The sequence below is a fragment of the Streptomyces sp. NBC_00271 genome, assembly GCF_036178845.1.
Classification (GTDB): domain Bacteria; phylum Actinomycetota; class Actinomycetes; order Streptomycetales; family Streptomycetaceae; genus Streptomyces.
On the sequence record NZ_CP108070.1, the window covers coordinates 9,552,442 to 9,567,207 of the forward strand.

A 14,766-nucleotide genomic window follows, 5' to 3' on the forward strand; every position below is an offset into this window, starting at 1 on the left:
ACCACACATCGGACCGGGGTCGGGACGGCACGGGCCGGTTTCGCGGACCGGACCCATACCGCAGTATGAGACCGTTTCAGCCATATGCGGTGGGCGGGATGTATGGCGGTTGGCGTGGCACTAGTACGGCAGTGTTGCGAGGATCCGGAAGCCCGCGCCGGGGCGGGGGCCCGCCGTGAGGGTCCCGCCGTGCGCGACGGCCCGTTCCCTCATCCCGACGAGCCCCATGTCGCCGCCGGGCACGGTCGGCCGGTGCCCGGGTCCGGGGCCGTCGTCGGTGACGCCGATCGTCAGCACGCCGTCCTGCGCGGTGACGCTGACCAGGCAGCGGGTCGGGGCAGCGTGTTTGACGACGTTGGTCAGCGCCTCCTGGACGATCCGGAACGCGGTCAGCGCGACCCCGTCGGGCGGTTCCTCGGCGCAGTCGGAGCGCAGGTCGACACTGACGCCCGCCGCCTCGGCCGTACGGACGAGAGAGGGCAGGTCCGACAGCCCGGGGACCGGCTGGAGGTCCTGCTGCTGGTCGACGGGTTCCCGGCGCAGCACCTTGAGGGTGGCCCGCATGTCGCGCAACGCCCTGCGGCTGATGTCCTCGATGACTGTGAGGGCCTCTCTGGCCTCCTCGGGGTGGGTGGCGATGACGTGGTTGGCAACCCCGGCCTTGATCGCGATCAGGCCCACGCTGTGGGTGACGACGTCGTGGATGTCCCGGGCGATCCTCATGCGTTCTTCGACCTTGGCCTGCTCGGCCGCCTGCACGATGGTCCGCCGCAGGCTCTCGCGTCGCTCCCGTACGGCCGTCCCTGCGGCCCACGTCGCCCCCAGCACCAAGAGCCCGAACAGCAGTTGCACCGCCAGGGTGCCGCCTGTGTAGTGCTGCCCGCCCGTCACCGTCAGCAGGGCCGCGCCCGCCGTGCTCGCCCCGCCGACGATCACCGCCGACCGCCCCAGCTGCCGTCGCCGTGTCGTCGCGACCAGGTACAGGGCGTAGGCCGCGGAGAGGAAGACGGCAGGGCCGAGACCGGCGGCCAGCGCCACGCAGGACGCGACGAGGACGATCGCGAACACCGGGACGGGCCACAGCCGCCGTACGGCGAGCGGCAGCGCGGTGGCGAACGAGAGCAGCGACACGGTCAGGCCACCGGGCGCACCGCCGCTGTCGGGCCGTACCAGCGTCAGTTGCGGAAGCAGGGCGAACCCGAGGGCCGCCGCCCCGTCGAGGAGGACCAGGCGTCGGCGCGAGACATCTCCCATGTCCCGAACCTATGCGCCTGATCAGCCGGACGTCCAACACGGCCGGAACAGGCCCATGACCGCCTAAGTCGGTGCGGTCCGTCCGATTCGTCTGCTTAGGCTGTCACCGTCTCTGCAGGCGTTCAACGCTTACCACGGGGGTGCAAAGCTATGCGGATCAACCTGTTCATCCTCAGTGAGGACCCGGTGTCCCTGGCCGGACTCGAGGCGATCGTCGAACAGGACGACAGCGTCAACCTCATCGGCACAGCGGTCGACGAGTCCCACGGCCTTCGATGTCTGGAGAACAACCCGCTCCGCCCGGACGTCGTGCTCATAGGTGAACCGCCGTCAAAACGCGCCATCTGCAGGAACGTTGCGTGGATCGTCTCCCTGTACCGCCAGGAGAAGTCACGGCCACAGATCGTCGTGGTGTCGCAGAACGACTACGACGACGTGATCGTCTCCGCCCTCCGTCTCGGCGTGAACGGGTATCTCGCGCGGATCGCGTCCCCGGAGGAACTGTTTCAGTCCCTGCACATCGTGGCGCGCGGGGGTGCCGCGTTCAGCCCGACGATCGCGGCTCGCTTCAGCAGGTTCTTCGCCACCATGCAAAGACTTCCCGAGCCGCCCGAGTTCTCCCAACTGACCAGCAGGGAGACCGAGATACTGGAACTGCTCGCGGACGGCATGAACAACCGTCAGATCGCCCGGCGCCTCTTCCTCGCGGAGAAGACCGTACGCAACTACGTCTCCCGCATCTTCAGCAAACTGGAGGTGCACGATCGGGCCGCCGCCGTACTGCGCGCACGCGACGCCGGTTTCGGCGACCAGCCCGACACCGTACTGCCCCAACACGCTTGACAACGCCAGGAGATCGAGCGCGCGGCCCTCTGGTCCGTCCGTCGAACTGTCCCGCCTCGCCTTCCACGATTCCTCGAAGTTCCGCTTCGGTCCCGGCAAGCTCACCCAGGCCATGGACGCCGAGGAGAATGAAGGCAGCCAGCCGGACGGCCTCCGTCAATCTGAGCTGGGAAAACACCCCGAGAGCGTGGTCCCTGCCGGTCGTCCGACAGGGTGAGCCGCCTATGGCTTGGGCACGGGTTGCTCCCCCGAGCCTCGGACGATCAGTCGTGTGGGAACGGTGATGGTGCGGGCGCGGGAGCGGTCGCCGTCGAGTCGTGCCAGCGCCGTGGTCGCCGCTGTTCTGCCGAGTTCTTCCGCGTCCTGGGCGACGACGGTCAGGGCCGGTTCGAGTGCCTCGGCCAGCGATACGTCGTCGAAGGCGACGACGGCGACATCCTTGCGCTTGCTGCGGGCCAGTTCGGCGACGATGCCCAGCGCCATGATGTTGTTGCCGGCGAACAGGGCAGTGGGGGGATCGGCCAGGCCGAGGAGCTGGGAGGTCGCGGCCTCGGCGCCCTGCTGGTCGTGGGCGTTGATGACGAGTGAGCGGTCGTAGGGGATGTCGGCCTCCTGCAGCGCGGAGCGGTAGCCGGCCAGACGTTCACGGCGGGTGTACAGCTTCGGGGGCAGGTCGCCGACGAAGCTGATGCGCCGGTGACCGTGGGCGATGAGGTGGGCGACGCCGTCGTGGGCTCCGGCGCGGTTGGAGCTGACGATGCTGTCCGTGGCGAGGCCGGCTCCGGGGCGGTCGAGGAAGACGACGGGCAGTCCCGCCGTGCGGTGGGACTTGAGGTGGGAGTGGTCGGCGCCGACGGACGGAACGACGATCAGGATGCTGACCCGCCGGGCGAGGAACTTGTCCGTCAGGGCGCGTTCGCGATCGGGGTCGTCCGCGGAGGAGCCCATGAGCAGGGTCAGTCCGCGGTCGCGGACGGTGTCCTCGATGGCGCGGGCCACGGCTCCGAAGAAGGGGTTGGCGAGGTCGGGAATGACCAGGCCGATGGTGGTGTCCGGGCCGCCGACGCGGATGTTGCGGGCCATGAGGTTCGGCTGGAAGCCGAGCTTGGCCACTGCGGCCAGTACCTGTTCCCTGGTCTGCGCGGAAGCGGGTCCGTCCTCGTTGAGGACTCGGGAGACCGTCTTGGCGCTGACGCCGACTTCGCGGGCGACGTCGGCCAGGGTGGGGCGGCGGTTCGCTGCCATGGAGAAACCGTCTCCTGAGGGCTCTCGGTTCCGGCCGCGGCCTCGGCCGGAAACTGCGAGAGCTGGGTTGTGCTGTCAGGTGGCCTGGACTCCGGCGGCCTTCGCGGCCTTGGAATCCGCTACGACAGTATCTCCGGCCTCGTCGATGCTGAGCGCGCCGGTCATGATGGCGACGACCTCGGCCATGGAGTAGTCGGACGGCTTGATCACGGCAGCGCGCCGGCCCAGCCGGTGGACGTGGATCCGGTCGGCGATCTCGAAGACGTGGGGCATGTTGTGGCTGATCAGAACGACCGGCATGCCCTTGTCGCGAACGCGGCGGATGAGGTCCAGGACCTGACCGGACTCCTTGACGCCGAGGGCTGCGGTGGGCTCGTCCATGACGACGACGCTGCGGGCCCAGGCGACGGAACGGGCGACCGCGACGGCCTGCCGCTGTCCGCCGGAGAGCGTCTCCACCGACTGCGTCAGCGAGCGCAGGCCGATCTTCAGGTCGGCCATGTGCTCGGCGGCCTCCTGCCGCATCCGCTTCTTGTCCAGCATGCGGAAGACACTGCCGAGCACGCCGGGACGGCGGAGCTCACGCCCGAGGAACATGTTCGAGGCGATGTCCATGGAGGCCGCCACCGCGAGGTCCTGATAGACCGTCTCGATACCGTGGGCGCGGGCACTTTGCGGGCCGGAGAAGGTGATGGGCTTCCCGTTGAGGCGTATCTCGCCGGCGTCGGGGACCACCGCGCCGGTGAGGGCCTTGATCAGACTGGTCTTGCCGGCGCCGTTGTCGCCGATGACGGCGAGGACCTCGCCGGGGAGCAGGTCGAAGTCGGCGCCGTCGATGGCGGTGACCTGGCCGTACCGCTTGACCAGACCACGGGCCTGCAGCACGGGCGTGGGGGAAGTGGTGGCGGTCATCGGGCCTTCTTCCGGGAGAGCTGGTCGACGGTCACCGCGAGGATCACCAGAACACCGGTGATCAGGGTCTGGTAGATGGAGGCGACGCCCATCAGCTGGAGACCGTTGCGGAACACGCCGACGATGAGCACGCCGATGAAGGTGCCCAGGACCGAGCCGCGTCCGCCGAAGAGGCTGGTGCCGCCGAGGACCACGGCGGTGATGCTGTCGAGGTTGTCGGTCTGTCCCGCCTGGGGGTCGCCGACTCCGGTGCGGGAGATGAGCAGCAGGGCGGCGATCCCGTACAGCAGACCCGCCACGGTGTAGATGCCGATCGTCAGCCGGGAGGTGCGGATGCCGTTCAGCCGCGCCGCTTCCTGGCTGTTGCCCAGGGCGTAGACGTGCCGGCCCCAGCCGGTGCTGCTCAGCGCGTAGGCGAGCAGGAGGAACAGGGCGATGGTGACCAGGGAGCCGTAGGTGATGTCGGTGTGGCCGAGCGGGAAGGTCAGCCCGAGGGCCGTCAGTGGGCCGGGCAGGTTGGTGACCGTCTGCTCCTCGGAGTAGATGTGGGTCAGCGCGAACGCCACGTTGAGCATGCCGAGGGTGACGATGAACGGCGGCAGCGGGATCTTCTGCACCAGCAGCCCGTTGAGCAGCCCGAAGCCCGCGCAGACCGCTATGCCCAGCGCGATGGCGACGAGCGGCGGCAGGGAGCCCTCGGCGGCCATCTTGGCGATCATGATGCTGCCGAACGCCATCACGGCTCCGCAGGACAGGTCGATGCCCGCGGTGAGGATGATCAGGGTCTGCCCGATGGCGAGGGTGCCGACGACCATCACCTGCTGCACGATCAGCGAGAAGTTGCCGCCGGTGAGGAACTGGTCGGTCGAGAGGGAGAAGAAGGCGCAGGCGAGAAGGAGGGCGACCAGAGGGCCGGTGGTCGGTGCCGTGAGCAGTCTGCGGGCCGTGGTCGGCGCTTTGAGCTCGGCGTACGGCGTGGTCGTGGCTGTCATGCGAAGTCCTTGTCGGAAGACAGAGGTCCCGGTGGGAGGACAAGGGGGCGGCCGTCCCCGGTCGGGGAGGTGGGGCCGGCCGTCCCGCTGAGGGGTTTGGAAATGGCGGCCAGGGGCGGGTGAGCGGCTCAGCCCCAGCAGTTGTCCAGGCCGTAGGCGGTGTCCTTCGACGTGACCCCGTCCTGTGCCTTGTCGGTGATCAGCGTGACGCCGGTGTCGGTGTAACCGGACGCTTTCTTTCCGTCCTTGGCGTACGTCACGACGGCCTTGACGCCCTCGGCGGCCATCTTCAGCGGGTACTGCTGCGAAGTCGCGGCGATCTTGCCGTCCTTGACGGCCTGGGTGCCGGTGCAGCCGCCGTCGACCGAGACGATCAGGACGTCCTTCTCCCGGCCCTTGGCCTTCAGCGCGGTGTACGCGCCCAGGGCCGCCGGTTCGTTGATGGTGTAGACGACGTTGATGCCGGGCGCCTTCTGCAGGCAGTTCTCCATCGCGGTCTGGCCCTTGGCCTGGTCGCCACCCGTGTCCTGGGCGCACACGACGTCCTTGTCGGTGGCGCCGAAGCCCTTCAGGAATCCGTTGTGCCGCTGGACGCCGACGGAGACACCCGGCGCGAGGTCGAGGGCGGCTATCTTCGCCGTCTTGCCCTTCATGGCGGCCTTGGCGTACTCGCCGATCAGCTGGCCGGCCTTGAGGTTGTCGGTGGCGAAGAGGGCGTCGACCGCGCTCTCCGGCTCGGTCGGGGTGTCCAGGGCGATGACCACGACACCCTTGGCGCGGGCTTTCTGGATCGCGGGCACGATCGCCTTGGAGTCGCTCGGGGTGATCAGGATGCCCTTCACGCCGGCGGCGACCATGTTCTCGATGGCCGTGACCTGACCTGCGTTGTCCCCGTCGAACTTGCCTGCCGCCGTGGACAGTTGGGCGCCGTTCTCCTTGGCTGCCTTCTCCGCGCCCTCCTTCATCTTCACGAAGAACGGGTTGGTGTCGGTCTTGGTGATCAGACCGACCTTGACGCTGCCCGATCCGGTGCTCGCAGTGCCCGATCCCGATCCGGATCCACAGGCGGTCAGGGCGAGGGCTGCGACACCCGTGCAGGCAGCGGCTCTGATCAAGGGGGAGGGCAGACGAGAGATGCGTGACATGAACGACTCCTGCGGGATTGCGGGCGAACGGGCCGGCATCGGGGCATGCCGTCCCTCGGTGTCATCGTTGACTTATGTCATCGTTGACACTGCTTGGCGAGGATGATGGACTCCGTTCCCCGGCAACGTCAATGCCTTGCACCCGTCACAAATCGGCAACGCCCGCGGCCGTCGTCCGCCCGAAGCCGTTCACCGGCTGCCCGGGACGTGCTTGTTTCTGTCCGCGCATTCCGAGAGAAGAGCAGCCCATGAGCCCGCGCCAGATCACCGTCCTGGGGGAGTGCGTCGCGGACGCCTTCACCGAACCCGCAAGCGTCCCGGATGAGCTCGCCCTGCGGGTGCTGCCCGGTGGCGGACCTGCGAACACGGCGGTGGCCCTGGCCAGGCTGGGTACCCCGGCCCGCTTCCTGGCACGCCTGTCCGGCGATGTGTTCGGCCGCATGTTCCGGGCTCATCTCGAGGCGTCCGGCGTGGACCTGTCGTACGCCGTCGCGGCCGCCGAGCCCAGCACGCTGGCTGTTGCCGAACTGGACGCCGAGGGTCAGGCTGCGTTCTCCTTCCATGCGCAGGCCACCGCCGACTGGCAGTGGACCAGTGCGGAGCTGGTCGGCGTCGACCTGGCCGACACCGCCTGTGTGCACACCGGCTCGCTGGCCCTGGTCAAGGAGCCTGGTGCGGCCGTGCTGGAGGACTTCCTGGCTGCCGCCGTGCCTCGGGCCACGATCAGCATCGACCCCAACGTCCGCCCGCTCCTGGTGCACCCCGAGGTCTACCGCGCCCGGCTGGCGCACTGGTGTGCCCTCGCGGATGTACTGCGGCTGAGCGAGGACGACCTGGAACTCCTCCTGCCCGGAACACCGCCCGAGCAGGCGTGCGACATCTGGCATGCCGCCGGTGCGCGGCTCGTCGTGATCACGCGCGGTGCCGACGGCGCCCTGGCCTCACTCGACGGGGAGCGGGTGCAGGTGCCCGCGGTGGCGACGCCGGTCGTCGACACGGTCGGTGCAGGTGACTCTTTCACCGCGGGACTGCTGCACCACCTCGGCACCCACGGACTCCTCGGCGGCAGGCTGACGGACCTGCGTCTCGGCGACGTCGAGGCAGCCTGCCTGTTCGCCGCGCAGGTCGCGGCCCTGACCTGCGCGGTTGCCGGCCCCAACCCGCCGTGGTCGAACCAGTTGGCGCAGTTCGCGACCGTCGGCGACGCCTGATGGTCTGTCGGTCCGCACCGGAGCAATCGCGCCCGAACCGTTGACGCACTGGCCGGACTGCGCTTCATAATCGGACACTCGATGTCATCGATGACACAAGTCGACGATGACACCTCTGGTCGGCGGCGTGGACGCCGGCCTCGGCCCGGGGCTTTCGGTCCGTCCGCGCCGGGGCCGCAGTCACCGCTGCGCGGACAGCAGGGGGACAAGGAGACATCCTGAGCCCTGTACGCGTAACCCGGCATGCCCGCATGCGAGGGATCGGCTCGCTGAATCTGGACAAGCCCGTCGCCTGGCACCTCGACTTCGCTCACTGACAAGGACACGGAACCGTGAAGAAGACCCTGCTCGCCGAGTTCACCGCCCGAGAGGGAGCGGAGGACGAGGTCGCCCGCCTGATCCGGGACTACGCTCTGAGGGTGCGCGAAGAGGAAGGCAACCTGGCCTTCGACGTCTACACCAAGGCGGCAAACCCGCGCGGATACTGGATCTTCGAGGTCTACCGGGACGAGGACGCCTTCAAGACGCACCTGGACGCCCCGTACGGTGCCCCGTTCAACGCCGCCCTCACCCCGCTGATCGAGGAGGACGCCTCCGTACTGACGTTCCTCGATCCGCTGGCCACGCATCCGTAACGGGCGCTGAACACCGGCAGCGACCCGGAGCTGGAGCGCAGAAAGATCGAACTGCTGCTCCGACTCCGGGTCGACGGGGTTTGTACGCGCGCATGTACCACAGGGTCGCGGAGGTGCCGGAGCAGTTGTGGCGGAACGGCCCGCCTGTGTACAAGTAGGGGGGCAGGGGGCATCAGGCCTTGGGTCAAGCCCCGTGCACGGATGGGGCTCGCCTCTGTACCGGTTCGTCGATCCTTGGCACCGGCCGCGCTGATCTATCAGCACATGACCAATGATCGTGATCGGGCCATCGCCGACCGGCTTGGCGCGATGATCCGCGACGGTGGGGGAGACCCCTCGGGCAAGGTCGACAAGGACTCCACCCGGACGTAGTGGCACGCGTGTGGCACGGCGCCGGAAAGGGTGAAGGGCCGGCCTGGGAGGTGAATCCTCCTGAGCCGGCCCTTCTCGCTCTGCCCCCGGCAGAATTCGAACCTGCGACACCCGTTGCGGGAGTGGGGGGATCAGCTGACGTCGAGGTAGTCCCGTAGGGCCTGGGAGCGGGAGGGGTGGCGCAGTTTGGACATCGTCTTGGACTCGATCTGACGGATGCGCTCACGTGTCACCCCGTACACCTGCCCTATCTCCTCCAGGGTCCGGGCCTGCCCGTCGATGAGGCCGTAGCGCAGGGAGATGATCCCGGCCTCGCGTGCGGTCATGTTCGCGAGGACGGCCTGGATGGCGTCCTTGAGGAGGAGGAAAGTGACCATGTCCGCGGGGGAGATGGTCTCGCTGTCCTCCAGGATGTCACCGAGTTCCGTGCCGCCGTCCTCGCCGAGCGGGGTGTGGAGTGAGACCGGCTGCTTGCTGTAGCCCTCTATCTCGGTGATCTTCTCGACGGGGACGTCCAGCTTGTCCGCGAGTTGTTCCGGTGTGGGTTCGGCCCCGGTGTCCTGGAGTATTTCCCGGCGGACCTTGGCCATGCGGTTGATGACCTCGACCATGTGGACGGGAATGCGGATCGTCCGGCTCTGGTCGGCCAGGGCGCGTGAGATCGCCTGCCGGATCCACCAGGTCGCATAGGTCGAGAACTTGAACCCTTTGGTGTAGTCGAACTTCTCCACCGCGCGGATCAGTCCCGTGTTTCCCTCCTGGATCAGATCCAGGAAAAGCATTCCCCGCCTGCTGTACCGCTTGGCGATGGAGACGACCAGGCGCAGGTTCGCCTCGACGAGATGGGACTTCGCCACATGTCCGTCCGCGGCGAGAATCTCCAGTTCGCGTTGGAATTCGGGGCTGATGTGCGGCTCTTCCGTCAGCCTCCGCTCGGCGAACAGGCCCGCCTCGATCCGCTTCGCCAGCTCCACCTCCTTCTCGGCGTCGAGGAGGGAGACCCGGGCGATCTGCTTGAGGTAGTCGCGCACCTGATCGATCGTGGCGCCGCCGGAGGTGAGCCGGGGGCTGGGCGCGTCGTCGTCCTCGTCCGCATACGCGGCGGGATTGGGCGACTCCAGTTCCCATGCCTGAGTGTCCGTTTCCATGGCGCTCAACTCCTCTCCAGAAGCGGTCGGAGGAACTGCCCGGTGTAGGACCGAGGCTGGGCCGCCACCTGTTCGGGGGTGCCCTCGGCGATCACTGTGCCGCCGCGGTGGCCGCCTTCGGGACCGATGTCGACGATCCGGTCGGCAGTCTTGATCACGTCGAGGTCGTGCTCGATGACGACGACCGTGTTGCCTTGGTCGACGAGTCGGTGGAGCACGGCCAGCAGTTGGCGGACGTCGTCGACATGCGGGCCGTTGGTCGGCTCGTCGAGGACGTAGAGCGTTCTTCCCTTGGTGCGTTTCTGCAGTTCGGCGGCGAGCTTGACGCGCTGTGCCTCGCCGCCGGAGAGCGTCGTGGCGGACTGGCCGAGTTTCACATGGCCCAGACCCACGTCATGGAGCGTCCTGAGGTGCCGGGAGATGATCGCGTGTTCCGCGAAGAAATCCAGGCTGTCCTCGATGGCCATGCCCAGTACGTCGGCGATGGACCTGCATTTGAAGTGTACGTCCAGGGTCTCCCGGTTGTACTGCGCTCCGTGACACACCTCACACGGCACGTAGATGTCAGGGAGGAAGTTCATCTCGACCTTGCGGGTGCCGTCGCCGTAGCAGTGCTCGCAGCGGCCGTCCACCTGGACCACCTTGTCGATCTGCTCGACACCGGTGATCGCGCGCCCCTCCGTGCGGGGCCTGCGTGCCGCGGGCAGCGGTATCCGCCGTCGGCCGGACAGGCAGGCGTCGGTGAGGGAGGTCGGATGGTCGAGGAGTTCGCGCGCGGTACCCGAGTGCACCACGTGTCCGCCGTGCGCGCCCGCGCCCGGCCCGACGTCGAGAAGGAACCGCGGTCGCTCGCCGATCTCCGCGACGACGGCGTCGGCGAGCACAGCGGGTTTCAACCGGGCGCTGCGACAGGCCGGGCAGGTGATGTGGACCTGCTCCCGGAACCCGTGCAGTACCACCTTCTTCGCGGCGTCGGGCAGTTGACGCCAGGGGGCGGCGGTGCTGAACCTGGCCGCCGCCGGCCACCGCTTCGAGCAGCCGGGTGAACTACTCGGCGCCGGTCGTGTTCGTCCACGGCGCGACGGCGCCCTCGGACGGCGACTTCTCCTCTGAAAGCGATCAGCGCATTCCTGGGCAACTCCACGGAGATGTCACGCAGGTTGTGCCGGCGGGCGCCCTTGATGACGAGTCGGTCTTTCACATGTCCGAACCCTACGACGCGGTAGAGCGTGCGGTTGTCGAATCGTTATCGACTGGTTCCGCCCTCGATGACGCTCCGCCCGCCGCCGCGACCTCACGCTTCGACGAGCTCGCGGACGTCGTCCCGCACCTGCTGCTCCTGCTCCTGCTCCTGCGCCCGCTCCGCCTCCTGCTCCCGCTCCTCGACAGGGTGGCGGTGGCGGTACAGCCAGGTGATGTCACGGCCGAACGACCAGATGAGTGAGGCGAGCGCGAGGAGCACCGCGGCGGCGTTGCCCTCCAGGGGCATGATCCCGGCGCCCGCGACGAGCAGCACGATCCCCTGAAGGGCCGCCACGGTCTTGCGCGCCATGCTGTGCGGCAGGGCCGCGTTCAGCCAGGGCAGCACCCGGGCCGCCGCCACGAACGCGTACCGCATGGTGCCGATCAGCAACACCCACGGGCCGAGCGACATCGAGACGTACACGCTCAGCACCAGGATCAGGAACGCGTCCACCTCCATGTCGAAGCGGGCGCCCAGCGCGGTCGAGGTGCCAGTGCGACGGGCGACCTTGCCGTCCACCCCGTCGAGGATCAGGGCGACCGCCGTGAGACCGACGAGCAGACTGACCGGGGGCGAGCTCTCGAAGGAGTCCGCGACCAGGGCGGTGACCCCGCCGACCAGGATGGCCCGGCCGAGCGTCACCCGATTGGCCGGTCCGAAGGAACGGGGCCGTGAGCGACGCAGGGCACGGGTCAGCACCGCCCAGGTGGCGAGCGCGAAGGCCAGACCGGTCAGCCAGCCCGCGGGCCCCATCCCGATCGCTGTGCCCAGCAGAGCCAGCACCAGGAGCTGCAGACCCGCTCCCACCGTGGTCTCCTGCGCCAAGAGCCTCGCGTCGTACGTGTTGTTCAGGGCCACCGCACATCCTCCGGCCGTATGACAGAGTCGATCAACGCCGCGTACAGTGCGCGGCTTGTCACCGCTCCGTACGTGAAGATCTGCTGAATCGTTCAGGGGGACGCTCATGGAACTCACAGCTCGTGCCTTCTGGCTGAGCTCGCCCGGCCACGCCGAGATACGCGAGGTCGCCTTGTCGGCCCCCACCGAGGGGGAGGTGCTCGTGCGGACGCTCTACTCGGGAGTGAGCCGGGGCACCGAGACCCTCGTCTTTCGCGGCGGCGTTCCGGAAAGTCAGCATGCTTCGATGCGTGCACCGTTCCAGGAAGGGGATTTCCCCGCACCGGTGAAGTACGGCTATTTGAGCGTCGGCCAGGTGGAAGAAGGCCCGGCGGGTCTGCGCGGCCGGACCGTCTTCTGCCTGTATCCGCACCAGACGCGCTACGTCGTGCCGCTGAGCGCCGTGACCGTCGTACCGGACTCCGTCCCCGCCCCGCGCGCTGTACTCGCCGGGACCGTGGAGACCGCGGTGAACGCCCTCTGGGACGCGGCACCGCTGGTCGGCGACCGGATCGCCGTGGTGGGCGGCGGCATGGTCGGCTGCTCCATCGCCGCGCTCCTCGCCCGCTTCCCGGGCGTACGCGTCCAGCTCGTCGACGCCGACCCCGCGCGCGCCGACATCGCGCGCGCCCTGGGCGTGGACTTCGCGCTTCCCGCGGACGCCGCGGGCGAGTGCGACCTCGTCGTCCACGCCAGCGCCACCGAGGCCGGGCTCACCCGGTCGCTGGAGCTGCTCGCCCAGGAGGGCACCGTCCTGGAGATGAGCTGGTACGGCGACCGGCGGGTCAGCCTGCCGCTGGGCGAGGCCTTCCACTCACGGCGCCTGGTCGTGCGCAGCAGCCAGGTGGGTTCCGTTTCCCCGGCGCGGCGCGCCAGTCGGACGTACGCCGATCGGCTGGCACTCGCCCTGGAACTGCTCGCCGAGCCCGCCTTCGACGCGCTCGTCACCGGTGAGTGCGGCTTCGACGAACTGCCCGACGTGATGCCGAAGTTGGCCTCCGGATCGATACCCGGCCTGTGCCATCGCGTCGTCTACGAAGGCGTTTGAGCGCTGAACAGCCTGCCTGACCTCCAAAAACTGCAAAGAAAGGGGAACAGGCAGCTGAACAAGGAGAACGGGGCAGCCGTACTACACGGCATGGTCCCGGCAGGGGATCAGACGTGCCGCACCTGGAGGGTCGTCCGTTGTTCAGCATCACCGTCCGCGATCACCTGATGATCGCCCACAGCTTCCGTGGCGAGGTCTTCGGGCCCGCGCAACGCCTGCACGGGGCGACGTTCCTGGTGGACGCCACATTTCGCCGGGCCGAGCTGGACGACGACAACATCGTCGTCGACATCGGTCTGGCCACGCAGGAACTCGGCGCCGTCGTGAGCGCGCTGAACTACCGCAACCTCGACAACGAACCGGACTTCAAGAACACCAACACCTCGACGGAGTTCCTGGCGAAGGTCATCGCCGACCGCCTCGCCGAGCGCGTGCACGCCGGGGGCCTCGGTGAGGGCGCCCACGGCCTCGCGGGCATCACGGTCACCCTGCACGAGTCGCACATCGCCTGGGCGAGTTACGAGCGTGCGTTGTGACCGACACGACCATGGACCAGGCGTCCCCCAAGACCGGCCAGGCGTCCCCGAAGTCCGGGCATGCGTCCCCGAAGACCGGCCAGGCGTCTGCGAAGTCCGGCCAGGCGGCCGCGAACGGCGACCAGACCGCCCTGAACTACGTGCCCGTGCAGCACACGGCTCTCAAGAACGCCGAGATCATCCCCATGTCCCTGCGCTCCGTGCACTTCGTGATGCCGGGCGGTGTCGACGACACGTCCGCGCCCAGCGGCGGCAACGCCTACGACCGGCGGCTCTGCCTCGACCTGCCCGGCTTCGGCTGGCAGGTCCACAAGCACGCCGTCGCGGGCAGCTGGCCCCGGCCGTCGGCCTCCGCCCGTACCGAGCTGGCCCGCACGCTCAGTGAGTTCCCGGACGACTCGGTCGTCCTCCTCGACGGGCTCGTCGCCTGCGGCGTCCCCGAGATCATCGTCCCCGAGGCCGAACGGCTGCGTCTCGCCGTCCTGGTGCACCTGCCGCTCGGCGACGAGACCGGGCTCGCGCCCGCCGTGGCCGCCGAGCTGGACGCGAAGGAACGGGCGACGCTGCGGGCCGTGTCCGCCGTCGTCGCCACCAGCGACTGGGCCGTCCGCCGACTGGTCGCCCACCACGGGCTCGCCCCGGAACGGGTCCATGTCGCCGCCCCGGGCGCCGACATCGCGCCCCTCGCCTCCGGCACCGACGGCGTCTCCCGGCTGCTGTGCGTCGCCGCGGTCACCCCGCGCAAGGGCCAGCACCGGCTGATCGAGGCCCTCGCCACCGTCACCGACCTGCCCTGGAGCTGCGTCTGCGTCGGCGGACTCACCCAGGACCCGACGTACGTCGCCCAGCTGCGCGGCCTGATCGAGAAGTACGGACTCGGCGACCGGCTGCACCTCGCGGGACCGCAGGCGGGCGCGGAACTCGACGCGAGCTACGCGGCGGCCGACCTCATGGTCCTCACCTCCTACGCCGAGACGTACGGCATGGCCGTCACCGAGGCGCTCGCGCGCGGGATCCCGGTGCTGGCGACCGACGTGGGCGGGCTCCCCGAGGCGGTCGGGCGCGCGCCCGACGGCGGGGTCCCCGGCATCCTCGTACCCCCGGAGAACCCGGCGGCGCTCGCCGCGGAACTGCGCGGCTGGTTCGGCGAGGCCGATGTGCGCCGTCGGCTGAAGGCCGCAGCGCGCAGTCGCCGGGCCGCACTGGACGGCTGGGCGACCACCGCCCGCAGCCTGGCCGGTGTGCTGGGACGTCTTCCGCAGCAGCCTCGGAGGGCGGCATGAGT

12 protein-coding genes and 2 pseudogenes are annotated in these 14,766 nt (G+C 69.0%); 6 read left to right on the forward strand and 8 right to left on the reverse strand.

What is annotated here, in order from left to right:
* Positions 1–120: 120 nt before the first annotated feature.
* Entirely contained in the window at positions 121–1,254 is a 1,134-nt protein-coding gene (locus OG798_RS43455; protein ID WP_328758823.1) for a sensor histidine kinase, read from the reverse strand.
* A gap of 150 nt (positions 1,255–1,404) precedes the next feature.
* Between OG798_RS43455 and OG798_RS43460 the strand changes: the two genes are divergently transcribed.
* The gene (locus OG798_RS43460; protein WP_095851488.1) at positions 1,405–2,097 is read left to right on the forward strand and encodes a LuxR C-terminal-related transcriptional regulator; all 693 of its coding nucleotides are present in this window, start codon (positions 1,405–1,407) and stop codon (positions 2,095–2,097) included.
* Positions 2,098–2,319: 222 nt separating this feature from the next.
* Here OG798_RS43460 and OG798_RS43465 read toward each other — a convergent pair whose 3' ends face one another.
* From OG798_RS43465 to OG798_RS43480, 4 genes are all read right to left on the reverse strand, one after another.
* Positions 2,320–3,342: a LacI family DNA-binding transcriptional regulator gene (locus OG798_RS43465; protein WP_095851487.1), complete on the reverse strand. Its 1,023-nt coding sequence runs from the start codon at positions 3,340–3,342 to the stop codon at positions 2,320–2,322.
* Between the two features lie 75 nt (positions 3,343–3,417).
* Entirely contained in the window at positions 3,418–4,254 is an 837-nt protein-coding gene (locus OG798_RS43470) for an ATP-binding cassette domain-containing protein (protein ID WP_095851486.1), read from the reverse strand.
* The gene (locus OG798_RS43475) at positions 4,251–5,246 is read right to left on the reverse strand and encodes an ABC transporter permease (protein WP_095851485.1); all 996 of its coding nucleotides are present in this window, start codon (positions 5,244–5,246) and stop codon (positions 4,251–4,253) included. Before OG798_RS43475 ends, OG798_RS43470 begins: the two co-directional genes overlap by 4 nt.
* A gap of 128 nt (positions 5,247–5,374) precedes the next feature.
* Entirely contained in the window at positions 5,375–6,391 is a 1,017-nt protein-coding gene (locus tag OG798_RS43480; RefSeq protein ID WP_095851484.1) for a sugar ABC transporter substrate-binding protein, read from the reverse strand.
* 248 nt (positions 6,392–6,639) lie between these two features.
* Between OG798_RS43480 and OG798_RS43485 the strand changes: the two genes are divergently transcribed.
* Both OG798_RS43485 and OG798_RS43490 read left to right on the forward strand, forming a co-directional pair.
* Positions 6,640–7,602 (forward strand): carbohydrate kinase family protein, encoded by a 963-nt coding sequence (locus tag OG798_RS43485; RefSeq protein WP_328758824.1) that lies wholly within the window; start codon positions 6,640–6,642, stop codon positions 7,600–7,602.
* A gap of 332 nt (positions 7,603–7,934) precedes the next feature.
* Positions 7,935–8,237: a putative quinol monooxygenase gene (locus tag OG798_RS43490; protein ID WP_328758825.1), complete on the forward strand. Its 303-nt coding sequence runs from the start codon at positions 7,935–7,937 to the stop codon at positions 8,235–8,237.
* 503 nt (positions 8,238–8,740) lie between these two features.
* Here the strand turns inward: OG798_RS43490 and OG798_RS43495 are convergent.
* The 3 genes and pseudogenes from OG798_RS43495 to OG798_RS43505 all read right to left on the reverse strand — a co-directional run.
* Positions 8,741–9,778, reverse strand: a pseudogene (locus tag OG798_RS43495) (RNA polymerase sigma factor); the annotation flags it as partial.
* Positions 9,763–10,383, reverse strand: a pseudogene (locus OG798_RS43500) (ATP-binding cassette domain-containing protein); the annotation flags it as partial. The pseudogenes OG798_RS43495 and OG798_RS43500, both read right to left, overlap by 16 nt.
* A gap of 668 nt (positions 10,384–11,051) precedes the next feature.
* On the reverse strand, positions 11,052–11,858 hold the full coding sequence (locus OG798_RS43505; protein WP_328758826.1) for a CDP-alcohol phosphatidyltransferase family protein: 807 nt from the start codon (positions 11,856–11,858) through the stop codon (positions 11,052–11,054).
* Positions 11,859–11,964: 106 nt separating this feature from the next.
* Between OG798_RS43505 and OG798_RS43510 the strand changes: the two genes are divergently transcribed.
* The 3 genes from OG798_RS43510 (at position 11,965) to OG798_RS43520 (ending at position 14,764) form a co-directional block, all read left to right on the forward strand.
* Positions 11,965–12,945: a zinc-dependent alcohol dehydrogenase gene (locus OG798_RS43510; protein WP_328758827.1), complete on the forward strand. Its 981-nt coding sequence runs from the start codon at positions 11,965–11,967 to the stop codon at positions 12,943–12,945.
* Between the two features lie 137 nt (positions 12,946–13,082).
* Positions 13,083–13,481, forward strand: a complete 399-nt coding sequence (locus OG798_RS43515) for a 6-pyruvoyl trahydropterin synthase family protein (RefSeq protein WP_266428011.1) — start codon at positions 13,083–13,085, stop codon at positions 13,479–13,481.
* Positions 13,478–14,764, forward strand: coding sequence for a glycosyltransferase family 4 protein (locus OG798_RS43520; protein WP_328758829.1), 1,287 nt, complete (start codon positions 13,478–13,480; stop codon positions 14,762–14,764). The genes OG798_RS43515 and OG798_RS43520 overlap by 4 nt, the downstream gene beginning before the upstream one ends.
* Positions 14,765–14,766 lie beyond the last annotated feature (2 nt).